This is a genomic window from Amycolatopsis sp. CB00013, from assembly GCF_001905755.1.
In the GTDB taxonomy this organism is placed as follows: domain Bacteria; phylum Actinomycetota; class Actinomycetes; order Mycobacteriales; family Pseudonocardiaceae; genus Amycolatopsis; species Amycolatopsis japonica.
This window is the reverse complement of sequence record NZ_LIWC01000002.1, coordinates 343,658-366,276: the sequence shown is the minus strand read 5'-3', so window position 1 is coordinate 366,276 and position 22,619 is coordinate 343,658. Positions and strand designations below refer to the sequence as shown.

Here is a 22,619-nt window from a genome sequence, read left to right as displayed (position 1 = left end):
TCTGACTGGTACTGCCGGACCCAGGCTGAACAGACCGTGCCATCTCCGTGCGCGGCCCGGTTTCCTGGACTTGTCACCCCGAGTCCACTTAGGAGAAACAGAGATGACGAACTCCCCGGCACCGCACGCGAACAGGGTCGCCGTCGTCACCGGAGCGTCCAGCGGGATCGGCGAAGCGGCCGCTCGGCGGCTAGCCGCCTCCGGTGCGGCTGTCGCGCTCGTCGCCCGCCGGGCCGACCGGCTGGAAACCCTCGCCAAGGAGATCGAACGCGATGGCGGCACCGCGCTCGTGCTCGCGGCCGACGTCGCCGACGCCGACGCGATGCGGGCCGCCGCGGCCGAGGTCGAAGCGAAACTGGGCCGCGCGGACCTGCTGTTCAACAACGCCGGCGTGATGCTGGCCGCGCCGATCGACGAACTCGCCACCGGCGACTGGCAGCGCATGATCGACGTCAACATGACGGGTCTGATGAACGCCATCGGCGCCTTCGTCCCGCAACTGGTCGCTTCGGCGGCCGAGAAGGGCGTCGCGGACCTGGTGAACACCTCATCCATCGGCGCGCAGGCCGTCTTCCCGTCCTTCGCCGTGTACGTCGCTTCGAAGGCCTACGTGACGCACCTGTCGAAGAACCTTCGCGCCGACCTCGGTCCGAAGGGCGTGCGGGTCGCGGCGATCGAGCCGGGCCTGGTCGAGACCGAACTGCAGGGGCACGTCACCGACGCCGGTGCGCTGGAGTGGCTGGACGGCGTGCGCGAGACGCTGACCTGGTTGAAGCCGGCGGACATCGCCGAGACCGTGGCGTTCCTGACCTCGCTCCCGGCACGGGTGAACCTCCAGCAGGTCACCGTGATGCCCACCGCGCAGGTTTGATCACGGGAACAGGATCCGGGCGATCGCGCGGGCGGCGGTGTCCGGATCCTCCTGGAGCTCGGCGCGCAACGCGCCGGTGAGCCACAAATTCGCGAACCCGTGCATCAACGACCACGCGGCGACCCCCGCCATCGCGTCGTCGCTGACCGACGACGCGCCACTGGTCAGCAGGGCCCCCGCGCGGTCACGGGCGGTGGTCAGCGCCTCGTCGTCCTCACGATGGAGCTCGGGGCGGAACATCACGTCGAAATGCGCGCGATGCTCGATCGCGAAGCGCACGTACGCCACTCCGACCTCGACGAAGCCCCGGTCGCCCTCGGCCGCGAGCGCGTCCGCGAGCAGGTCGAACCCCTCGGCGGCCAGCGCGGTGAGCACCCCGGCCTTGTCGCCGAAATGGTGCACCGGCCCGGCGTGCGAGACCCCCGCGCGCCGGGCGAGGTCGCGGAGGCTGATCCCCGCCGAGCCGTGTTCGGTGATGGCCGCGACGGCGGCGTCGAGCACGGCCCGGCGGAGGTCGCCGTGGTGGTAGGGACTCATGACGATGAATCTAGTCATTGACAAGATGGGCTGCAACAGCGCATCTTGTCAGTGGAAAGATTCGCTGCTGCTTGGGAGGCATGGTCATGGATCCCGGTCTCGTACCCGTATTGATGCTGATCGCCGTCACGGCGACGTTGTCCCTGCTGGGCGTCTTCGGCGTCCAGCGGCTCAAACCCTGGCCGGTGGCCGTGCGCGGCGGCGTCGCGGCCCTGTTCGTCACCACCGGCCTCGCGCATTTCATCGGCATGCGCGAGGAACTCGTCGCGATGGTGCCGCCGGCGCTGCCCGCGCCGGAGTTGCTGGTCACCGTCACCGGCGTCCTCGAACTCGCGGGCGCCGCGGGCGTGCTGTGGTCGCGCACCGCGCCGTGGGCGTCCGCCGGGCTGACGCTGTTGTTGCTGGGGATGTTCCCGGCGAACGTGTACAAGGCGCTGCACGGCCCGGTGACCTCGACGATGGACGAACTGGTGCCGCGGAGCCTGATGCAGGTGGTCTTCCTGGCCGCGACGGTTTCGCTGGTGGTGCATTACGCACGTACGCCGGACAGACCCTTTTCCCAAAGGAGACCTTAAGTCTTTCCCAAGTTCGGGGCCCTTCTCGGAGAACCGCCCTACCCTCTGAGAATGAAGATCTCATTGTGGATCGGATTCTGTGGGCTGTGCATCCTCGCCGGGCACATGCTTCTCGGTGCTGTCGGTGTCGTACTGCTGATGAGCTGCCTCCCGGCGGGGCGCGAACACGAATCCGGTGACAGGAAAGCGCCCGCACGACTGGCCTGAGCTCAGCCCAGCGCGCTGGCGAAGGCGAGGCCGCCCAGAATCGGAACGGCGATCGCCGCGAGCAACATCGTCCGCCGGCTCGGTTTGGGACTTTCCAGTAATGCGCGGACACCGGCCGGAACCAACGCGAGACAAAGCCCGGCGGTGCCGATGATCGACACGATTTCGGTGCCTTTCAGAACACCGAGCGGCAGAAGCCCCATCGTCGCCATCCCGATCGACCCCGCGACACCGAGCACTTTCGCCCGATAGGCGGCGAACGCGAGTATGTACCAGCCGAACATGATCGTGAACGACAGAAAACTGAACAGATGCAGATCCTGGTACGACTCGCTGACCACACTCGCGGCGAACCCGGCTCCACGCCGTTCGGCAAGGCTGAGGGCGGCTTGGTCGATCCCGGCGTGGAAGGTCCGCTCGAAGAGTCCGAAAAGGACGAACAGGCCGCCCCACGCGGCCAACGCGGGCCTGGTACGGCCGATCTTCGTGGCGAGCGCGACCATCGCGGGCAACAGCAGGACATTGCCCGCCAGGAAACACGTGTACGCGGCGGTCATCAGCGCGGGATGCTCGCTCATCGCTTTCAGCTGGTCGGGGAAGAAGAAGTTGAAGGGTGACCGCAGTAGCGTTCCGGTGAGCAGCAGAAGTGGCGCGAGGATCATCGAGACCGCGGCGATGCGGCGGCCGGGGAAGACGTGGTCGGTTTCCATGCTGTGAGCGTGCCGTCGGCGGTGGGGGGGGCGGATCGGGTCAGGGGCCGATTTCGCGGGTCAGACCGTGGGTGGAGTTCTTGAGTGGTTGCAGTGGCCTGCCCGTTGCCGCTTTTCGGCGAGTGCAGGATGTCGGCGGCTGAAGTCCTCGCTCGTCGCCGTTCTCCGACAGCACCCGAACAGAGAGGCCTGTCACCGCAGCTTTCGGGTCAGGCCCAGCTGTCCGACCGTCGCGCTTTCTGGTGACAGGTCGGAACAGCGAGACTCGCCAGTGGCGGTTTGCGGCTGGATCCAGCCCACCTGCCGCCGTTTTCCGGCAATCCCCCGGAACGCTGAAGCCCCAGCCCCCGTTGCCGTTTTCCGGCGACGGCTCAGAACGGTGGTGGCTCGTCGGCTGCCGGGCGGGGTCCGTGAAGGGGCGGTGGTGTGCTGTCGTAGCGCTGCCCGGTGGGGGTGGTGATGGTGAGGGTGCCATCGGATGCGAGGTGGTAGGTCCAGCCGGGTTCGTCCTTCAACCGGTGGTCGCGGCGGCAGAGGTCGATGAGGTCGGTATCGGTGGTGTGGCCGCCGTGTTGCCACGGCACCGCATGATCGATGTCGCAGGCTTGGGCGGGTCGGTGACAGCCGGGTCTTCGGCATTCGCGGTCCCGCACCCGCACGAACTCGGCCAAACCCGCGCTGGGCCGGTACCGGTCCCGGCCCAGATCGAGAACCTGGCCGGACAGCGGATCGGTGACGATCCGCCGCAACGCACTGTTCCCACCCTCGGCGATCTCCCTCGCCAGCGCGGCGGGGATCGTGCCATGCCCCGCCAGCTCCGCCGGATCGTCATTCAGGCCGAGATAGGTGAACAAATCCATGTAGAGGAACACTTCGCTGCGTTCGCTCGTGCCGCCTTGGCCGCCGAGCAAAAGATCGAGCGCGACATCGGCGCGGAGCTGGTCGAGAGTACGAGTCTCGCCACCGGTTCTGAGAGCGCGTGCTTCGCGGTCGATCCGCTGATAAGCGGCAGCGACCTTCTCCACCGGCCCATCCTCGACCTCGATCGACGCCACCCCTGTCTCGCCCTGCCGCAACGTGAGACGACGACCTTCACGATGCCGCTCGGCCCGTTTACCGGCGCCCTCGGGATCGATCGTGTTCGCAGCATGGTTGGCCGCCTTCCGGACCTGATCCGGGTTCTTGTCCCCGATCCGGTCTTCCAGCACGGCGTCGACCGCATGGGCATCTTCGTCGGACAGCCACGCGGTGGCCGTCGCGACCTTCATCGCACTGAACCCGGCGAGTTTCCCCTCGTCCATCAGATTCAACGTGCGGGGCAGGCGGGTGGTCAGCGCGTCCGCGGCGGCGACCATGGCGCCCGCATGATTGTCCGTGACAGACAATGCGAACGCGACCTCCTGCGCCACACTCCGCACGCCCTCACGATGCCGGTTCAACTGCGCGAGCGCCCGGAACCGGACCGCTTCCAGGCGTGCGATCCCGGCCGACGCGGCTTGCGCCAACGCCACGGAATCCTTGTCGTCCAACATATTCGCGGCATCGTTCACCGCGGCCAGCACCTCGGGATCGGTGAGGCTTTCCACGAGCGCCACAGGCGCGGAATGTGTATCCACCCCACGAACATACGACCCACCACCGACAATTCCCGGCCCCACGAACGACAGACGCATTGCCGATTTTCGGCAATAGAAGATTCAGTGGGACTGACAGTGGCGGTCGCCGATTTTCGGCAACAAGAAATCGTCGCAGCTTTACCGATCCCGGAACCCCCCAAGCGCCACCATCCGGTGCCCAGCGAGAAGGCCGGACACCGGACAGCGGCGTTCCCCGCTCAGCTACCGTTGAGCGCCACCGCGACGTCCCCGATTGGCCGCGGGAAGTCGCCGATTTTCGGCGACAAGAAATCATCGCATCCTTACCGATCCCCGGCCCCCGGAACACCACCATCCGGTGCCCAGCCCGAAGACTGGACACTGGACAGCGGCGTTCCCCGCTCAGCTACCGTCGAGTTCCACCGCGACGTCCCCGGTCGGCAGCGGGAAGTCGCCGATCTTGGCGGCCGCACTGGTCAGCAGATTGACACTGTAAAGAGCCGACGGTCCGGAGGCCGGGTTGAGCACGGCGAAACCGCTCACGGAGGACGTCGCCGATTTCCGACAACAAGAAATCATCGCAGCCTTACCGATCCCCGGAACCCCCCAAACACCACCATCCGGTGCCCAGCGAGAAAGCCGGACACCGGACAGCGGCGTTCCCCACTCAGCTACCGTCGAGCGCCACCGCGACATCCCCGATCGGCAGCGGGAAGTCGCCGATCTTTGCCGCCGCACCGGTCAGCAGATTGACGCTGTAGAAGGCCGACGGACCGGCGGCCGGGTTGAGCACGGCGAATCCGCTCACCGAGGTCGTCTTGCCGTTGGTCAGATCGCTGTAGATGTCGAAGCCCGCGATCGGGCCGGTGTCGACGCCGAGCGCGCCGGTCGGGCTGAGGAATCCGTTGTTGGCGGGCGCTTGGACGAGTACCTGGTCGGTGGCCGTGCCGATGTCGAACAACGTGGTCGCGGTGTCGGGGTTGAGATCGTTGTTCGTGTAGGCGGCCGCCGTGACACCCCTGGTCGGTCCGCCCGCCGGCGGAGTGGTCAGGATGGTGTCTTCGATCGTGACGTGGTCACCGAGATTGTGCCGCAGGTTCTGGCCGTAGTCGCTGATCACCCGGAGCCGGTCGGCGGCCGGATTGAAGTCGACGCCGAAGTCCTTGCCGTACAACGGAACGCTCAGTTGCGAGACCTTCGTGACGATGACGTCGGGTGCCGCGGGCGGGAATTTGATCGTGTAGATACAGCCTTTCTCGCCCACGCCGTACAGCAAACCGTTCTGGACGCGGAAATCGAGCCCGATCAGGCGCGTTTCCCCGCAGGTGAGACCCTGAACGAGCCGGACCCAGTCGAGGACCTGGGGTGTGTCGGTGTAGAAGGTGGCCATCAGCTTGCCGTCCGACGAGATCGCGAACGCCCGTGGCCCGGCGGCCTGCGCCGAGTTCGCGGTCCCGACGACAAGCGTCGTCGCGAGCGCCACCACGGTCAAGACCTTCGTGAGTCGTGCCCTCATCCGTACTCCCCTCAGCGGAAACTGTGCGAGCACAAGCTATTCGGCGGCACTGGACGGCCATTGGACGTCGATTGGACCCGGCATCCGGCGGCTTGCGGACGAGCGAGTCCGGCGGAACAGTGGGAGCGATGAACGTCCTAGTCTGCTCGGCGATCCTCTGCGCCGGTCTCACGTTCGCCGTTCCGGGCGAGGCGGAAGCGGCCCGGGAATGCGCTTCCGGTGCCAAGGTCATCAAGCCGGTCGTGCTGGAAGATCCGGGGAGGTGGACCTACACGTTCGACCTTTCGTGGTGCGCGGAGGGCGGGAGCATCGTTTGGGCGGAACCCTCGGTGGCGGCGCGAGTGCACAGCCCGGCCTGTCGCTGGGTCGGCCGTGTCGAGGAGTCGATCAGGCAACTCCCGGACAAGACGTGGAGCGTGTTCGACATGAGCGAGTTCTCCTGCCTGGACAGCGCGGGCAAGGAACACGGCGTCAACCCGTGGGTCGTCGTGACCTTCCACCCGGCGGGCGCGTACGACATCAGCGGTGACATAGCGGTCTAGGCCCGGCGGATCGATTCCACCGCGGCCGACGCCTGTCTTCGCAACGCGTGATAGCCCGCCTGGTCGGCGAGGGCGAGTGCCTGACGGGCCTGCCCGAGGTCGCCGGTGACGCCGGCGAGCCCGATGAGCGCGTCGACCTCCGGATACCGGTCGCCGGTTTCCCGTAACAGCACCAAAGCCTGCCGGTACCGGCGGACGGCTTCCTGCCGGTGCCCCGAGCGCTGGTGCACGCGCGCGAGTGCGACGAGCGCCTCGCCCTCACCGCGTGGTTCGCCGGTCTCTCGCGCGAGGCGCAGCCCTTCGCGCGCGTGGTCGAGCGCGTCCGAGCGACGGCCGAGATCGCAGTACACCGAGGCGAGCCTGCCGAGCGTTTCCGCTTCTCCGGCGCGATTCCCAGCATCGCGATGCAGCGCGAGAGCCTTCGTGAGCAGCCCGGCGGCCTCCGTGACCCGGCCGCGGGCGTGCTGCGTCTGCCCGAGGTTGGCCAGGTTGATCGCCTCCCCGTAGCGCGAGCCGATGCCGCGATACCGGCGCAGCGCCTGGACGTAATGCCCGGCAGCCCCGGAAAGATCGCCCATCTCCCACTGCACCAGCCCCAGATTGCCCAGCGCGACGGCCTCCCCGGCGGGAGTTCCGGCGCGTCTGCTCAGCTCCAACCCTCGGGAAAACCGTGCCGCGGCCGCCGGGAGCCGTCCGGATTGCCAGTACACGCAACCGAGATTGCCCAGCACCGCGGCCTGCGCCTCCACCCAGCCCGCCCGCCGGGCGAGCACTAGCGCGCCGGTGTAGTCCCGGACGGCCTTTCGATAGCGCCCCTGGCGGAAACCCAGATCCGCCAGGCTGAACCGGGCGGACGCGCGGGCGCGGAGATCGCCGTCCTCCTCGGCGGCGGACGACGCGGCCTCGGCGGTCGCCCGCCATTCCACCTGGCGCGACGACATCCAGAAGTAGCCGCGCAGGGCGTCGGACAGCAGCCAGGCGACCGAAAGCGGTCCGGTCCGCGCCGCGTCTTCGGCGACGGCGGCAAGACTTCCCAGCTCGGTTTCCAGCCACTCCGCCGGTGCGGCGGGAACCGGGCCGTCGGGCACGGCCAGCGGGATCCGGAACATGTGCGGGTACAACAGTTTCGCCGCGACGTCGACGCCACGCAGGTACCACTCGTGCAGGCGTCGCCTGGCGGATCCGACCTCCGCCGGGGATTCCTGCAGGCGATCGGCGGCATAACGGCGGAGCAGGTCATGGAAGTGATAGCGATCCGGCGCGTGCTGCTCGACGAGATGCGCGCCCGCGAGCGTGTCCAGCATCCGCCCCGCCTGGTCCGAACCGGTGAGGATCTCGACCGCTTCGACGCCGATGTCGTTGCCCGGCACCAGGCTCAGCAGCCGGAACAGGCGGCGTGTTTCCGCGGGCAAGGCCGCGTACGAAAGGTCGAACGCGGTCCGGACGGCGATCTGCTCGTCGCCGGGCACGGCGAGGGCGGCGAGCGGATTGCCCTTGCGCAGCTCGATGGCGTAGTCCTCGATGCCGTTCCCGGGATCGTCGGCGAGATTGGCCGCGGCGATCCTCAGCGCCAGCGGGAGATACGCGCACAGCCCGGCCACCTCGACGGCCGCTTCGTGTTCGGCCCGGACTCGCTCGACGCCGAGCAGCCGCGCGAGCAGTTCCAGCGCTTCACCGGGATCGAGTACGCCCAAGGTGATCCGCCGGGCACCGTGGAAGGCGACCAGCCCGGCCATCCGGTCCCGGGCGGTGACCAGCACCAGACAGCCGGGGCCGGCGGGCAGCAGCGGCCGGACCTGCTCGACGTCGACGGCGTTGTCCAGCACCACCAACGCCTTCCGGTCGGTCATCAGCGTCCGGTACAGCGCGGACGCGGTCTCCGTGTCCGCGGGAAGCCGTTCGGCGGGGATCTCCAGCGCGGCCAGGAACCGGGTGAGCACTTCGAGTGCGGTCGCGGGGGCGCCGCCGGAATGGCCGCGCAGGTTCGCGTAGAACTGCCCGTCCGGGAACCGGTCCTTCACCCGATGCGCCCAGTGCACGGCCAGCGCGGTCTTCCCGGCGCCCGCCGTTCCCGTGACGGCCGCGAGCGCCACCGCGCCACCGGAGCCGCCGGGACGCGGTACCAATTCGTCCAAAATAGACAGTTCGCTCGCCCGGCCGGTGAAGCCGGGTGGTTCGGCGGGCAACTCCCGGGGGACCCGGGTGGCGGGACGCGGGCTCGGGAGCGGTTCGCCGTCTTCGAGCAGCGCGGTGTGCGCCGCGACGAGTTCCGGCCCGGGTTCGACGCCCAGTTCTTCGAGCAGCCGCTCACGAACGTCCTGGTAGAGCCGGAAAGCCGTCGCCCGCTGGCCCGCGCGGTGGTACGCGCGGAGCAACCGGGCCTGCGCGGGTTCGTCCAGCGGCTGATCCGCGGCGGCTTCGACCAGTTCGGTCAGCACTTCGTCGGCGGCGCCGATCGCGAGCATCGCGTCGCCGTAGCGGGCGAGCAGCGCACGGCGTTCCGCGAGCAGGGCCAGGACCTTCGGATGCGTTGCGAGCAAAGGAACGTCGGCCAGCGGCCTGCCACGCCACCGGCGCACGGCCTCGCCGAACAGGGACGCGGCACGGCCGGTCTCGCCGTCGCGCTGGGCGTCGTTCGCTTCGGCGACGAGCCCGCGGACGTGGGGCAGGTCGATTTCGACGGCGTCCCAGCGCACCGCGTAACCGCCGCCGACATGCGGCAGGATGTCGCTCCCGGATCGCGACGGGCGGCCGGGTTCCAGCAGCCGCCGCAGATGTTTGACGTGTGTCTGGAGGACGTTCACCGCGCTGCGCGGCGGCCGGTCACCCCACAGCGCGTCCACCAGTTCCTGCTTGGACATCGCCTCGCCGCCGGCGAGCACGAGCAATCCCAGGACGGCGCGGCGGCCCGGTGGTCCCAGGTCGACCTCCGCCCCGGCCAGCCACACGCGCAGCGAGCCCAGCACCTGGATCCGCACAGCCACCGGCAGGAACGTAGCGAGCCCTTCCGCGCCGCACAAGGAAAAACGACGGAAAGGGCCCCGCTGCGCCCGGCTTTGGGGCCGCTCAGGCTAATGCCCGGCGGGCTGGAGGTCGTGGCCGTTCCAGGTGAACCGGGCCGTGGTGACCGCGTCGTCGCCGTCACCGCCGGTGATGAGCTGGTGGATCCCGACGCCGCCGAGTTCTGCGTAGGTGCACCATTCGTGGTCCGACGTCAGCATCAGGTCGAGGTCGAGTGCGGACAGCAGGCCGAACACCTGCCCCCGGTTGGTGGTGTCGACGCCGACGAACACCTCGTCGAGCAGGATCACCCTCGGCGCCTCGGGCGCGGCCTGATAGTGCGCGGCGACGGCGGCGAACAGCGGCAGGTGCAGCGCGATCGCCTTCTCCCCACCGGAAAGCGCGCCGTGCAGCTTCTTGGTCAGCAGCTGCCAGCCCGCCCCGTTCGCGCGGTCCACCTTGACCACGAACCGGTGCCACGACGTGTAGTCGAAGACCTGCGCGAGCTGCTGTTCCCAGCTGGTCGCCGTGTCGTCCGCCTTCGCCTGCTCGACGCGCTCACGGAAGAACTTGTGCAGTGACACGCGGTCTTCGGCGGTCAGCTGATCCGGATCCTTCAGCAGCAGATCCCGCGCGGTCTTGGTGCCCGGCGGCAGATCCGGGGAGACCTGCCAGACCAGCCGGACGGCGACCCGCGACGCGGTCCGCACGCGTTCCAGCCGCGCGTTCATGCCGTCGACGAGGTCGTTGGCCTGCCGGATGCGGGCCGCGAGATGACGGCGGGTGTCGCCGGTCAGGGTCTTGTCGAACAGGTCGCTCTCGCGATCGGTGATCTCGTGCCTGCTCTGTTCCGCTTCCGCGTAAAGGATCTTGAGCAGTTCGGCCGCGCCGACCCGCAGCCCGTCGACGACGGCGGTGAAGATCTGGACGTCCTCGTCGGTCTCCAGATCGAGTTCCGCGCGCGAGCTGAGCGTGTTCCGGCAGGTGTGCACGGCTTCCGACAGCCGGTGCAGTGCTTCGCCGAGGTTGCTCGGCGCGTGCGGCACGGACGGCCACGCCGCGGCCACCAGCCGGGCCGTGTCGAGCGCCGCACGGACACTCTCGGACGCGGACAGGGTGGCCTGGAACTTCGGCAGATCCTCGATCCCGCCGTCCGCGGGGAAGATCCCGGTGGCGAGCTTCCGGAACCGGAGCGCGGCGGCGTCCTGCTTCTTGGTCGCGTCCTCGCGTGCCCGCGCGTCGGTCGTCCGGCGGACGCCGAGCGCGCCCAGCGACACCGCGAGCTCCTTGGCGTCGGCGTTCGCGGCGCGGAGTTCGCCCGAGAGTGCACGCAGTTTCGTGCGCAGGCCGTCGATCTCGGCGAGCACCTCGCGCTGGCCGGTGCCGACCGTCCCGTCGATCGCGTCGAGCATCGCGGTGAGCTTGGTGCGTTCGGCCTCCGCGTCGGCGGCCTCGTCCTCGCGCCGGGCGGCGTTCCCCTCCGACCGGTCCGCCTGCTCGGCGCACAGCTCGGCCCGCTGGGTCGCGGTGAGCAGGTTCCCGTGCTCGTACAACCAGTTCTCGCCCTGGTCGGAGTACGTACGCAGAGCCGTGGCGAGCGCGGCCAGCGGCGCGCGTTCGGTCGGCAACCCGGATTCCGAAGCCTGCGCCGTCAGCTCGTGCAGCGCGGTCTTGGCCTCGATCTCCAGCGCGGAGACGGCGCTCTCCAGATGCCGGACGGCGGCGTCGGCGGCGGTCAGCTCGGCCTCGGCCGTGGTCAGTTCCCCGGTCGCGGCAAGGAGATCGTCGTGACCGGGGCGGGCGGCGCGTTCGATCTTGATCAGCTCACGCCTGCCGCGCAGGGCGGCCAGCTCGCCCTCCAGCTCGGCGATGGTCTTCTCGCGAAGGGAGATCTTGTCCCGCAGCGCGGCGATGCGGCGTTCGCGGGCGCGCAGCCGCGCGGAACCACCGATGTAGGCCGGGGCGTCCTTCGTCCAGCTACCCGACAGGCTGCCCATCCGCCAGCCACCGTCCGCGCCGATCGCCGCGGGACCGGCGGGGAGGGTGTCGTCGAACGCGATCACTTCCAGGATCCGGCGGATCTTCGTGGGGGAAACCTCCGCGTCGGGTTCCGGCGCGAGGACGTCGGCGAGCGAACGACCGGAGGCCACCGGCAGCGTTCCGGACTCAGCGAGCACGTCGTGGCCGTCGACGACCCCGTGGGAGTTCACCCAGGCGTCCAGCAGACCGGCGCCTTCGAGCGCGGCCTCGATCCCCGCGTGGCTGCTTTCCGGGACCGAACCGGCGAAATCGACCAGCCGCCACAACGGCGCGCCGCTCATCTCGGCCCGGTCCGCCGTGCGGGTGCGCGGCGGCTCGGGCGCGAGGATGTCCTCCGTTTCGAGCACGCCCGCCTCGACGAGGAGTTCGTCGTGCTCGGCGCGCGCGGTGGCCAGCGCGGCACCGGTCGCCGCCTCCCGCCGGATGATGTCTTCGAGCACGGTCTCGGCGACGACGCCGAGCCTGCCCAGCAGCGAGACCTCCGCCTCGGCGTCCCGGACGACCGCTTCCACGTCGGGGAACCGCAGCTCGCGGCAGCCGATCGCCCATTCGGCGAGCCGGGTGCGCAGATCGCTCAGCGCGAGTTCCCGCGTCGCCGTCGTGAGTTCGACCCGCTCCTGCGCGATCGAGAAATCCGCTCGTGCGCGGTCCAGGTCCGCTTCGGCCTGGTGACGTCGTCCGACGGCGCGTTCGTGTTTGTCCAGCGTCCGGCCGAGCGCCTCGACCTGGTCGCGTTTGCCGCGGACGGCGGCCTGCAGCAACGGGCGGAGCCGGGCCGGTTCGTCCAGCCCGGAGACGAGTTCGTCGTGCACGCCGGCCAGGTTCGCGCGGGTCGCGGCGGCGCGGACCTCGGTCTCCAGCGAGCGGACGAGGTCCGCCTGCCGTTTCGCGACCTGCTTCGCCGCCCTTGAGCGCTCCTCGTCGGCGTCCGCCTCGGCACGGAGACGGTCCGCGTCCGCGCGCAGTGCCTCCGCTTTCTCACTCGTGGACAAGGTCCGTTGCCGCAGTTTGTCGAGCTCCTGGCCCTTGCGATACGACTCGGATTCGGTCAGCCCCGACAGCCGCGCTTCGGTCTCTTCGACGTCCTTTTCCAGCTTCGCCGCCCGTTCCTCGGCGGCCTCCTTCTTCGCGGCGACCTCGTCGTGCTCCTCGGCCGATCGGCGGGCGGCCGCGGCGAGTTCGTCGAGTTCCGTGGTGGTGTTGATGAGGTTCGCGGCGCCCGCGCGCAGCACACGCTGGGCGTAGGTCTTCTGCCGCGCGGCGAGCGCACGGGTCGCGTCGACCTCGGTCTCCAGCGAGCCCAGCCGTTCGCGTTGCGCGTCGAGCCGTTCGAAACCCTCGGCGAGATCCGCGATCTCCTGCTGCCCCAACGGCGGAAGCGCGCGGGAGAGCAGGTTGGAGAGCAGGCTCGGGTCGAGCCGCTGCGAGAGTTTGGGCATCCGCAGCTGGAGCAGCGCGGTGATCAGCGCGTCGTAGCGCTGTTCGCTCAGCGTGGGGAACAGTTTCGCGCGGATCTCCGCGCGGTACTCGGCCGCGCCGTCGTGCACGGTCCCGTGCTCGCCGAGGGCCTCCTCCAGCGCGCCCTTGGTCAGCGGCTGACCGGCCTCGTTGACCAGCGGCAAGCCGTCGCCCACACGCAGGTCGGTGGTGAAGAAGTCGGCGTGCACCGTGCTGGTGTGCGTGCTGGCCTGCAGTCGCGCGCCGCAGGTGAACCACTTCTCGCCCGCCATGCCGAATTCGAGCCAGACGTACCCGACGCGCGTGGCGCCGGAAGCGCCTTCGCCCATCAGGTTCCAGTGCATGCTGCGCTCGCTGGTGCCGAAGGTCGACAGCCGGTTGGCGCGCAGGCTCGCGTCGAACAGGAACGGCAGCAGCAGCTCCAGCGCCTTCGACTTCCCGCTCCCGTTGGGGCCGCGCAGCAGCAGGCGCCCGTCGTGGAACTCGAAGATCTCGTCGTAGTAGCGCCAGATGTTGAGGATGCCCGCACGGGAGGGGATCCACCTCGTCACGGTCACGGCGCCTCCTCGGTGCGGTCGGTGTACCTCGCGGCGGCCGGGAGCGGCCGGACGAGTTCGGCTTCGGCGCGGACCAGCCCGAAGCCGGTCAGCACGGCGAGCGCGTCGACGGTCAGCCGTCGCACGCCGTCCTTGCCCCGGTAGGTCTTGGCCCAGCGGGGGAAGCGTTTCAGCAGTTTGGCGGTGGCCTTCTGCAGGTAATCGATGGTGCGCGGCTCGTCGAGCGCGTCGAGCAGCAGGAGCGCGGCGACCTTGGCGTTGCTGCCGTCGTCCGGGAACCGCTCGTCGGTGGCCAGCCCGTCGACGTCGACGAGCAGCACACCCTCCGCGCGCTCTTCGAGGACGAAACCGCCTTGCTCGGCGGCACGCCGCAGCAACTGGCGCCCGGTCGGGGTGCCGAGGTACGCGCGTTCCTCCGCGGTCAGTTCGGCGAAGTACAGCACCGGATCGTCGACGAGACGGCGGAACACTGTGTGCCGCAGCCACAGGTTCCGCTGGACGTCCGACGCGCTCGGGGTGTCCTCGTGACGGCCGGAGGAAAGGCCGTAGCGCTGCTCGTGCGACACCGCTTCCAGCAGCTCCTCGAACCGCAGCGCGACATCGTCGGCGGGCACGGCGAGCTGGGAAGGACCGACCGGCGCGGCGAGCAACCGCAGCAACAGCGTCGCGTCCACCCGGAACAGCACCTTCGCCGCCGGATCGTCCACAAAGGACTCCGGATCGCCGTCGGCGGCTTCGAGGACGCCGAAGGACTCCAGCAGTTTGAGGACGTCCACGAACGCCAGCCGCTCCGCCCTGGTGGCGACGTCGAACGTGGTGACGAGGTCGTCGGCTGCGCTCGCCTGTGCGACGCGGCCGGCGAGGAGTCCGATAGTCGTCACCGGCACGGTCAGCAGTTCGGCCGCCACCACGCACAGCAGGACGTAACGGCGGCGGTCGAACGCGGCGCGCCCGGAGCGCAATCGTCGCGCCGGGCGGGTGGGGTCGGCGGCCGCGCGGACCTTGATCAGTCGCGCGTAGCCGAGCCGCGGTTCGACCGTGAGCGTCCAGCCGCAGTAGTAGTCGAACCACTGCCGGATGGGTTCGCGGCGGCGCCGGATGAGGTCGAAGGTCTCGGGGGAGCCGCGTTCGCCGATCAGCGGGGTGGCCAGCAGGGCCCGGATCCCGCGCGCGACCTCTTCGCGTTCCGCGATGACCAGTTGGTTGGTGAGGCTCACGCACCGCCTCCGGCCGTGCTGATTTCGATTTCGTAGTCGGGGCCACGGAAGACGCCGCTCGTGGTGGTCAGGCGCGCGACCGCGCCGTTCCGCGGTGGTCGCAGGACGATCTCGATCTGGCCGTCGGACGTCGTGCTCCGCCGGGCGCCCTCCGCGCCGGGAGGCCTGCCCAACGCCTGACCCAGCAGGTCCAGCAGCCGCTCGAAAACGGTGTGGTCCAGCTTCTCGAACGCCGAAAGCCGCACGACGCCGCCGGTGTCGAGCATGTTCCAGGCCGCCTCGAGCTCGGCGCGTTCCTGCAGGGCTTTTTCGGCTCTCGCGGCTCTGATCGCGCTCACGTCGCGAACCCGCCCGGTCCGGGTGAACCGCTCGGTGCGGCCGGCGGAGCGGAGCAGTTCCGACACCTCGACCGGTGGCGCGTCGAGCCACGAGGCCGTCGTGCTGACCACTTCCGGGTCGGCGTGGGCGAGATGCGCGTGCCGCGCGGAACTCAGCCCGAACATCGTGGACCACAGGCGATGCAGGTCCTCCTGCGCCGGGACGACGGTGAACCACCGCGCCAGCTCGCGGAAATCGGCGACCGCGCTGCTCGCGCGCCGCCGCGACTCGGTGATCCGGTCGAGCACCTGGAGAAGCGTGATGATCGCCCGCCGCGCGAGATTGTGGAGGTCCTCGACCCGCGGCGTCGCCCCGTCCTCGGGCAGGAACCACGCGCGCAGCCCGTCCCACCGCGCCTTGCGGACGTCGAGCCAGCGCGCGTCGGGCTTCGGCAGCGCCGCTCCGTTGAGCGCCCGCCGAAGCACCCGCTCGATGCCGTGGTCGTCGATCTCCTTGATGCGGGTGGCGATGGTGTGGGTGTGATGCTCGAGGTCGTTGAGGAACTCCTGCAGATACGCGACCGTCGCCGCCTTGACCTCGTGGAACGTCGCGAGGTCGGCCTCCGCGTGCAGCAGGCGCTGGAGGTCGCCGTTGAAGCGCTTCGTGTTGTCGCGGAACGCTTCGAGATGGCCCTCGGCTTCGGAGAGCGTGCTGAACACGCGCCTGTCGGTGCCGTCTTCGAGCTGCTTCGCGAGCTCACCGAGCCGTTCGCCGAGCGCTTCGAGCGCCGCCGTCTGAAGCGCCCCGGTCGCGTTGAGCACCTCGTTCGCGCGGACCACACCCGCGTACGCCGCCTCGCCCTGCCGTGTCAGCGCGTACTGGAGATTGCGGCGCTCGTACTCGGACGCGGTCCGGTAATCACCCGCGTGGCTCTGGACGACGTCGAGGTGGCCCTGGCCCTTGAGCTGGTCCAACGCTTTGACGAGGTCTTCGTCGTCCAGCGTCTCCAGCCAGCCGACCTCACGCAGCCGCGTGCGGACGTCGTCGATCCCGAGCGCCGTCTCGAGCCGCTCGTTCGCCTCACCGAAGGCGTGCAGGATCGCCAGGGGGAGCCCTGATCTGCTCCCGTCGGTGAAACGGAACAGCTCGGGCGGTACACGGAACGGATCCATGCGTCCTCCGGCGGATGGTGCGTGGAGGTACACGTTAGGGGGTCACCCAGGCGAGTCCGAACGGCCCATCTTTTTCACTCAGAGTGCTCACGTCGTGAACATCTCGAGGCGCACCGTGGTCCCCTCGACGGTGACCTTGCGGTAGACGTGACGACCCTCGACAACCCGGTCGTCGTTCAGGACCCCGGGCGCGAAGTTCGACCCTTCGAGCAGCTTGGGCACGTCCTCCGCCGGCAGGGTCAGGACGACGACGTAGCGCGAGTCGATGCCCCGGTCGTACTGCGTCTCCAGCACCTTGCCGCTGGCAGGCATCGAGATCCCGCCGAACCGGAAGGCGTCTTCCGGTGTCGGGCTTGGCTGGGGCGTCGCGCAGCCCGCGAGAAGGAGGACGAGGACCGCGAGGAGGGCTTTCACCTAGCGTGAGACGCACGGTGGACGTAAGCGTTCCGTCACACTTGGACGGGGATGACAGGGGCGGTTCGACACGTTGTACTGGGTGTCAACGACCGAAGGAGATCTACAGTGACGGAAAAGGCTGTTCTCGCGGGCGGCTGCTTCTGGGGCATGCAGGACCTGTTCCGCCGGCACCCCGGGGTCGTCTCCACCAGGGTCGGCTACACCGGCGGCGACGTGCCGAACGCGACCTACCGCAACCACGGCTCCCACGCCGAAGGCATCGAGATCGTCTTCGACCCTGCGCAGCTGACGTATCGGCAGATCCTGGAGTTCTTCTTCCAGATCCACAACCCGACGACCCTCAACCGCCAGGGCAACGACATCGGCACCAGTTACCGATCGGCGATCTTCTACACCGACGACAAGCAGAAGCAGGTCGCCGAACAGACGATCGCCGACGTCGACGCCTCCGGGAAGTGGCCGGGCAAGGTGGTCACCGAGGTGACCCAGGCCGGTGACTTCTGGGAAGCCGAGCCGGAACACCAGGACTACCTGGAGCGCATCCCGAACGGCTACACCTGCCACTACGTGCGGCCGGAATGGCAGCTCGGCGAGCGCTGATCGTCGCGCTGCACGTCTCCTCCGTGCATGCGTACGAGGGCCGTCCCGCCTTGGGGGCGCGTCCTGATCCGTCCCCGGTCTCGCGCGACCACGTCGAGGTGCGCGCGGGACTGGGGCTGGTGGGGGACCGGTACTTCAACCACTCTGCGGTTGCGGCGAAGTATTTCGAGGCCCCCGGACTCGGACGCCAGCCCTCCAGCTATGCCCTAAGCATGAACCAAGACGTCGCGCTAGCATGAAGCGGGACACGCCCGCAGGCTGCGGTAGCCGCAGGTGGAGGCCCGCTGTTCAGTAGACTGACAAGGCTCCGTGCCGTCACTGCAACAGCTATGAAAGGCAGAATCTCTTGTCACCCCGGTCGATCTCTGAAACAGAAACCGTTGTCAAGAGGATCCTGCCTTACCTCGTGCGCCGTGGTTATGACATCGATAAGGACGTTTCGTTCGAAGTTCCGACCGAGGATACCGTCACCAAGAAGTTCGTTGACATTACTGTCACTGCTGGTGGAAGGACTCCGAAGTTCCTGATCGAGGCAAAGCGTCAATCGCACAAACTGACCGAGGCCGATCGGCAACAGGCGATTGGCTATGGTCTATCTTTTAAGGTGCCGTTCGTTGCACTGACGAATGGGCAAGACCTCGAGCTTATCAATACGCACACAAAGGGCGCCCTTAGTGTGAATGGCAAGCGAAGCGGGCGCGCGATGCTTCCGCACAAGTCGCAAATTTCGAAGGTGGTTGCACGACTGCGGGCGAACCCAAATGTGGCGTCACTTGATGAGAGCGACGAGACGCTTCCGTATCGACCGGGACTTCCCCTTAAGCAGTTGAATGCACTGTTCGCGCGGTGTCACAACAAGATTCGAAATCTAGAAAAGAACGAAGATAACGCTTTCGCGGACTTCTCGAAGCTTCTCTTTCTGCGTCTTTTGGAAGAGAAAGCGGATGACCCTACGAGTGATATTGAGTTGCCTTATTCGTCCCGGTTTCATGAACTCGCCGAGCGACCGGAAGCGAAGGCGGACGAGGTAAAGAGGCTCGTCGACGGTATGATTCATGACAACCGGACGACTTACGGTGACGTCATTACCGAAGGTCTGAAGTTGAAGCAGGCAAAGACGTATCTCTACCTCGTGGTCGAGCTGTCTAAGGTGTCGTTCACTGACAGCGGTTTGGATACAAAGGGCGCCGCCTTCGAGTACTTCGTGCGGGCTACGCTTAAGGGCAAGAAGTTGGGTCAGTATTTCACTCCGCGCCCGCTCGTCGAACTGATGCTCGAGCTCGTCGGCAGGCAGATGATCGTCAACTCTGTCGCCGTGGGGCAGGGCATGAAAGTTTTGGATCCTGCGTGCGGGACGGGTGGATTTCTTGTTTTCCTTATGAAGGATGCGCTTGACGAGATCGACCGCCGGCGAGCGGCTCGTGAGTTGTCTCCAGCTGCTGCGACGCTGGTTCGACGGAAGCTGAGGGAAGAGACCTTCTTTGGAATCGACGCCAATCCTGGTGTCGCCTCGTCTGCGAAGATGAATATGATCATCTCGGGAGACGGTCACACGAACATCGAAGCGGCGAACAGTCTGGAAGTCGGAACCAAGCTGTGGTCGCTCGACGAAGGTGTCTATGATCTCATTATCAGCAACCCTCCTTTCGGTACTAGTGAGTCCGACTTGTCTGCGGCTGATCTGAGGGCATACCCCGCACCCACGAAGAAGGGTCAACTGCTCTTTCTTCAAAGGATGGTAAAAGCTGTCAAGCCGCGGGGTACTGTTTGTACAGTAATTGACGACGGCGCTTTGAATACTGACACCGCAAAAGATACGCGTGAATTCATTTTAAGTAGTGCCCGGGTTCGGGCGGTCGTAAGTCTTCCTGCGAGCACTTTTAAGCCCAATAAGATAACAGTCAAATCGAGTCTCCTTATTCTCGAAAGATTTGACGAGAGAGAAGAAGACCCGCTCGAAGATTACGACGTTCTCTTTGTTGCTCTGGAAAGTCTGGGATTTTACGCTTCTGGCGAGAGTGTTCGCGGATTTGATTTTGATCGGCTCTGTTCTGATATGGCCACGATTTGGGATAGGGGCGATCGCGGAGAATTCAATGGCGATCACTGGCGTGCTTTCAAAGTGTCTAGTGCGGATATTCGGGCAAATGCGGCGAGGCGTTTGGACTTCAAGTACTGGGATCTGCGTGTTCGAGACAAGATTAAAGATATGCTTTCTCGCGGCGGAAAGACGCTTCACGAGCTGAACAAAATTGCCACCGATCGCGGCAAGAGTCCTGTGGCGGCGCTATACGTTGATCGAGAAGACGGTTATGCACGTGTGGTCAAGGCAGGATCATCGATCACGAACTATGGAGAGGTTGTCGACTCCGGCGACTGGATCGAGAAGACTGTGTACGACGACATGCCTGGCAAGTGCAAACTTGAGTTCGGCGACGTTTTGCTGTCCTCGACGGGTGACGGGACTCTTGGAAAGAGTGCTGTTTACGAATCGAATGATCCTGCTGTCGCTGATGGTCATGTGACAATTTTGCGAGTGGATCCTGCAGTTATTGACCCGCACTATCTGTCTGACTATCTACGAGTCGGCTTCGGGCGTGTGCAGTCTAATCGTCTTTTCTCTGGTTCAACTGGGCTAATCGAGCTGACAGTTGAGCATGCCAATTCTATTGTGGTGCCGATGGATATGACGGTCGATATGCAGCGGAAGGTCTCAATGGAGCTTCGAGCTACCGAGAAGCGGACGCAAGAGGAACAGGAACATTCGCAGAAGCGCCTTTTCGCTGCTCGTGCCGAGTTCAGCGGATTCGTGATCCCTGGTGCAGGTGACAGTGCGGTGGACGGCGAAATAGAACCGATTTCCATGGAAGGCTGATTTTCAAGACGCGACTTGCCCTTGGGGATAAGTGATTTCTTTCCCTCTTGTCGATTGGGGTCGCTTGATGCTCGGGATATTAGTCTTGCGCTTCCCGTCCAGATTTGAGCCTGCGACATCGCTCTTATGGATCACGGAAGTGGCTGCTGGGTGGCTATAATCGACCTGAGTCACTGCCGGCACTGGCCGCCAACTACCGAGCATCGTTGGTCAACCCTGCCGGTCGTTGGGTGTCGTTTGGCGATTCTTGGCGCGGCGTGGTGCCCCTTGAAAGGCCATCGGGATGCTAATGACTACACGTGAACGCGACATGTGCTCTCCATCGGTCATCTCGGAGACTTGTACTTGTCGGGAGTGGACATCTTCTTGCGGCGCCTGGCGTCCCCATGGCCTGCCTTTGTCATGGTCGACTGCGCGGGGCCGGCGCTCGCCACAAACAAGTCCCGTACGGGTTTGTCCGTCGACGAAGGGTGTGATGCTGAGCGGCTGCATAGGGATCGCCCGTGATCAATTTCGGCAACGAGGCGGCTCGGTTTCGTGGCACGGTGATCTGAGTGGTTGTGGAACGCAGCATGCCAGCGATGAGGTCGCGTGGCGCTCATCGCACGCCGAGTATTGAGTTGCCCACGGACGAGGCTAAAGATGGGGCGGCGTGGCGCAAGTTCCCCGATCGCCTCTCCGTTCGGTGAGATGTGCCCCCGGCAGGATTCGAACCTGCGACACCCGCTTTAGGAGAGCGGTGCTCTATCCCCTGAGCTACGAGGGCATGTACTGCCAGGCGCAGCCTACCGGGTGACGCGAGCCGCCCGAGCGCGAGGTCGCAAGTCACACCCGGGCGGACCAAGCGGCCGGCCCCGAATGCCCCGAACGGCGGTTGCGCGCCAGGTGCCCCAAGATCGGAGGCCGGACAGCGACAGTGGCCGTCCAGTGACACTCGACCTGCGGATCCGCCCAGGAGCAGCGACACTCGATCCAGGCAAAACAGGGTCTGAATCGAGCGCTAGATCGACACAGATGACCCGCGCGGGTCACTCGTACGTGTCTGGTTTCGAAACCCTGAACAACAGTAGGTAATCTTCGTTAACGGGACGCGAGACGCCGCTCCCCCGGCTGCCGGAGGGCTTCGTTGATCAAGCTCATGTTCGCCGACGACGAGGAACTGGTCCGTTCGGGCCTGCGTGCCATGATGTCGGGCGCTGCCGATATCGAGATCGTGGGCGAGGCGAGCGACGGGAGATCAGCGGTCGAGGTCGCCCGGAGGTACCACCCCGACGTCGCGCTGCTCGACATCAAGATGCGGGCGCCTGACGACGGCATCCGCGCGCTGAGGGCGATTTTGGCCCTGCCGGATCCGCCGACCGTGGCCATGTTGACCACGTTCGACATCGACGACTACGTCAGTCTCGCGCTCAGGCTCGGGGCGAACGGCTTCCTTCTGAAGGACATCGACCCGGCGGCGCTGCTCAGGGCCGTCCGCGACCTCGCGAGGGGTGGCGCGGTGCTCGACCCTGGGGTCGCGGCGCGCATGGTGCAGTCGCATCGGGACGAGCAGCGGGCCGCGCAGCCGGCGCGCAAGCTGCTCGCGTCGTTGTCCGAGCGGGAGCGTGAGGTCGTCGGGCTGATCGGGCAGGGGCTGTCCAACGCCGAGATCGGCGGCCGCCTGCATCTGTCCGAGGCCACGGTCAAGGGTTACGTCTCGGCCGTCCTGTCCAAGATCGGCGCGGCGAACCGGGTGCAGGCCGCGCTGCTGGCCTACCGCGGTGGCCTGCTCGACCAGTAATGATCCTCACCGCCCTCGAGTTCCTCGGCTTGATCGCGTTCGCCGCTTCGGGGGCGCTCGCGGCGGTGCGGTCCAGGTTGGACGTCTTCGGAGTCGTGGTCGTCGGGTTGACGACCGCGCTCGGCGGCGGGGTCATCCGTGACGTCCTGCTCGGGATCACGCCGCCCACCACGCTGCGGACCTGGCCTTATCTCGCGGTCTGCGGCGGGACGGCGCTGATCGTGTTCGTCTTCCATCCGCAGATCGCGAAGCTGCGGCGTGCCGTTCTCCTCGCCGACGCGCTCGGGCTCGGGGTGTTCGCGACGGCGGGGACCACCATCGCGTTGAACGCGGGCGCCACCCCCTACGCGGCGTGCCTGATCGGCATGACGACGGGTATCGGCGGCGGTGCGGTGCGTGATCTCCTGTTGCGGGAAATCCCGCTCGTGCTGCGGAAGGAGATCTACGCGGTCGCGGCGCTCGCGGGGGCCGTGCTCGTCGTGATCGGTCACGCTCTGCGACTGCCGCCGGGGCCGGTGACGGTGGTAGCAGCCGCCGCCGTCGTGGGGGTCCGGATGCTCGCTTTGTGGCGGAGATGGAACGCACCTGTTGCAAAAGGGCCCGAGACCGGCTGAAACGTCTTCTGGACTGCC

At 67.1% G+C, this 22,619-nt stretch carries 18 protein-coding genes and 1 tRNA gene; 8 read left to right on the top strand and 11 right to left on the bottom strand.

Annotated elements, in window-relative coordinates; translation table 11 throughout:
- The first annotated feature begins 103 nt into the window (after positions 1-103).
- Positions 104-871, top strand: a complete 768-nt coding sequence (locus AMK34_RS11670; protein ID WP_073845169.1) for an SDR family oxidoreductase — start codon at positions 104-106, stop codon at positions 869-871.
- Here AMK34_RS11670 and AMK34_RS11665 read toward each other — a convergent pair whose 3' ends face one another.
- On the bottom strand, positions 872-1,408 hold the full coding sequence (locus AMK34_RS11665) for a TetR/AcrR family transcriptional regulator (RefSeq protein WP_073845167.1): 537 nt from the start codon (positions 1,406-1,408) through the stop codon (positions 872-874).
- Positions 1,409-1,488: 80 nt separating this feature from the next.
- Between AMK34_RS11665 and AMK34_RS11660 the strand changes: the two genes are divergently transcribed.
- Positions 1,489-1,983 carry a DoxX family protein gene (locus tag AMK34_RS11660; protein WP_073845165.1) on the top strand — a complete coding sequence of 165 codons (495 nt, stop codon included), beginning with the start codon at positions 1,489-1,491 and terminating at the stop codon, positions 1,981-1,983.
- Positions 1,984-2,034: 51 nt separating this feature from the next.
- Positions 2,035-2,190: a hypothetical protein gene (locus AMK34_RS42995; RefSeq protein WP_158073286.1), complete on the top strand. Its 156-nt coding sequence runs from the start codon at positions 2,035-2,037 to the stop codon at positions 2,188-2,190.
- A gap of 2 nt (positions 2,191-2,192) precedes the next feature.
- Here the strand turns inward: AMK34_RS42995 and AMK34_RS11655 are convergent, their stop codons facing one another.
- The 4 genes from AMK34_RS11655 to AMK34_RS11645 form a co-directional block, all read right to left on the bottom strand.
- Positions 2,193-2,900, bottom strand: coding sequence for a hypothetical protein (locus tag AMK34_RS11655; protein ID WP_073845163.1), 708 nt, complete (start codon positions 2,898-2,900; stop codon positions 2,193-2,195).
- 371 nt (positions 2,901-3,271) lie between these two features.
- Positions 3,272-4,495, bottom strand: a complete 1,224-nt coding sequence (locus tag AMK34_RS11650; RefSeq protein ID WP_073845161.1) for an HNH endonuclease signature motif containing protein — start codon at positions 4,493-4,495, stop codon at positions 3,272-3,274.
- A 402-nt stretch (positions 4,496-4,897) separates the two neighbouring features.
- Positions 4,898-5,038 (bottom strand): hypothetical protein, encoded by a 141-nt coding sequence (locus AMK34_RS42990; protein ID WP_198941700.1) that lies wholly within the window; start codon positions 5,036-5,038, stop codon positions 4,898-4,900.
- Between the two features lie 124 nt (positions 5,039-5,162).
- The gene (locus AMK34_RS11645) at positions 5,163-6,011 is read right to left on the bottom strand and encodes a DUF4394 domain-containing protein (protein WP_073845159.1); all 849 of its coding nucleotides are present in this window, start codon (positions 6,009-6,011) and stop codon (positions 5,163-5,165) included.
- Between the two features lie 128 nt (positions 6,012-6,139).
- Between AMK34_RS11645 and AMK34_RS11640 the strand changes: the two genes are divergently transcribed.
- Positions 6,140-6,553 carry a hypothetical protein gene (locus tag AMK34_RS11640; RefSeq protein WP_073845157.1) on the top strand — a complete coding sequence of 138 codons (414 nt, stop codon included), beginning with the start codon at positions 6,140-6,142 and terminating at the stop codon, positions 6,551-6,553.
- On the opposite strand, the gene AMK34_RS11635 is transcribed toward AMK34_RS11640, so the two are convergent.
- From AMK34_RS11635 to AMK34_RS11615, 5 genes are all read right to left on the bottom strand, one after another.
- A complete protein-coding gene (locus tag AMK34_RS11635) occupies positions 6,550-9,537 on the bottom strand; it encodes an AfsR/SARP family transcriptional regulator (protein ID WP_241832754.1) in 2,988 nt (995 codons plus the stop codon). The genes AMK34_RS11640 and AMK34_RS11635 overlap by 4 nt on opposite strands.
- 87 nt (positions 9,538-9,624) lie before the next feature.
- Positions 9,625-13,608 (bottom strand): TIGR02680 family protein, encoded by a 3,984-nt coding sequence (locus AMK34_RS11630; protein ID WP_073845155.1) that lies wholly within the window; start codon positions 13,606-13,608, stop codon positions 9,625-9,627.
- The gene (locus AMK34_RS11625) at positions 13,605-14,825 is read right to left on the bottom strand and encodes a TIGR02678 family protein (protein ID WP_073845153.1); all 1,221 of its coding nucleotides are present in this window, start codon (positions 14,823-14,825) and stop codon (positions 13,605-13,607) included. Before AMK34_RS11625 ends, AMK34_RS11630 begins: the two co-directional genes overlap by 4 nt.
- Entirely contained in the window at positions 14,822-16,315 is a 1,494-nt protein-coding gene (locus tag AMK34_RS11620; protein ID WP_073845151.1) for a TIGR02677 family protein, read from the bottom strand. The genes AMK34_RS11625 and AMK34_RS11620 overlap by 4 nt, the downstream gene beginning before the upstream one ends.
- Before the next feature lie 87 nt (positions 16,316-16,402).
- Entirely contained in the window at positions 16,403-16,729 is a 327-nt protein-coding gene (locus tag AMK34_RS11615; protein WP_073845149.1) for a hypothetical protein, read from the bottom strand.
- 108 nt (positions 16,730-16,837) lie between these two features.
- Here AMK34_RS11615 and msrA point away from each other — a divergent pair, with 108 nt between their 5' ends.
- Both msrA and AMK34_RS11600 read left to right on the top strand, forming a co-directional pair.
- Positions 16,838-17,332, top strand: coding sequence for a peptide-methionine (S)-S-oxide reductase MsrA (msrA, locus tag AMK34_RS11610; protein WP_038508087.1), 495 nt, complete (start codon positions 16,838-16,840; stop codon positions 17,330-17,332).
- Positions 17,333-17,678: 346 nt separating this feature from the next.
- Positions 17,679-20,207: an N-6 DNA methylase gene (locus AMK34_RS11600; protein WP_073845147.1), complete on the top strand. Its 2,529-nt coding sequence runs from the start codon at positions 17,679-17,681 to the stop codon at positions 20,205-20,207.
- 693 nt (positions 20,208-20,900) lie between these two features.
- Here the strand turns inward: AMK34_RS11600 and AMK34_RS11595 are convergent.
- Positions 20,901-20,973: transfer RNA gene (locus AMK34_RS11595), tRNA-Arg, on the bottom strand.
- Between the two features lie 360 nt (positions 20,974-21,333).
- On the opposite strand from AMK34_RS11595, the gene AMK34_RS11590 reads away from it, so the two are divergent.
- On the top strand, positions 21,334-21,987 hold the full coding sequence (locus tag AMK34_RS11590; protein WP_005155565.1) for a response regulator: 654 nt from the start codon (positions 21,334-21,336) through the stop codon (positions 21,985-21,987).
- Positions 21,987-22,601: a trimeric intracellular cation channel family protein gene (locus AMK34_RS11585; protein WP_037340464.1), complete on the top strand. Its 615-nt coding sequence runs from the start codon at positions 21,987-21,989 to the stop codon at positions 22,599-22,601. The genes AMK34_RS11590 and AMK34_RS11585 overlap by 1 nt, the downstream gene beginning before the upstream one ends.
- Positions 22,602-22,619 lie beyond the last annotated feature (18 nt).

Coding starts and splice junctions, on each gene's coding strand:
- AMK34_RS11640 (WP_073845157.1), top strand. CDS start 6,140: ATGAACGTCCTAGTCTGCTCGGCGATCCTCTGCGCCGGTCTCACGTTC.
- AMK34_RS11655 (WP_073845163.1), bottom strand. CDS start 2,900: ATGGAAACCGACCACGTCTTCCCCGGCCGCCGCATCGCCGCGGTCTCG.
- AMK34_RS42995 (WP_158073286.1), top strand. CDS start 2,035: ATGAAGATCTCATTGTGGATCGGATTCTGTGGGCTGTGCATCCTCGCC.
- AMK34_RS11665 (WP_073845167.1), bottom strand. CDS start 1,408: ATGAGTCCCTACCACCACGGCGACCTCCGCCGGGCCGTGCTCGACGCC.
- AMK34_RS11585 (WP_037340464.1), top strand. CDS start 21,987: ATGATCCTCACCGCCCTCGAGTTCCTCGGCTTGATCGCGTTCGCCGCT.
- AMK34_RS11645 (WP_073845159.1), bottom strand. CDS start 6,011: ATGAGGGCACGACTCACGAAGGTCTTGACCGTGGTGGCGCTCGCGACG.
- AMK34_RS11660 (WP_073845165.1), top strand. CDS start 1,489: ATGGTCATGGATCCCGGTCTCGTACCCGTATTGATGCTGATCGCCGTC.
- AMK34_RS11670 (WP_073845169.1), top strand. CDS start 104: ATGACGAACTCCCCGGCACCGCACGCGAACAGGGTCGCCGTCGTCACC.
- AMK34_RS11620 (WP_073845151.1), bottom strand. CDS start 16,315: ATGGATCCGTTCCGTGTACCGCCCGAGCTGTTCCGTTTCACCGACGGG.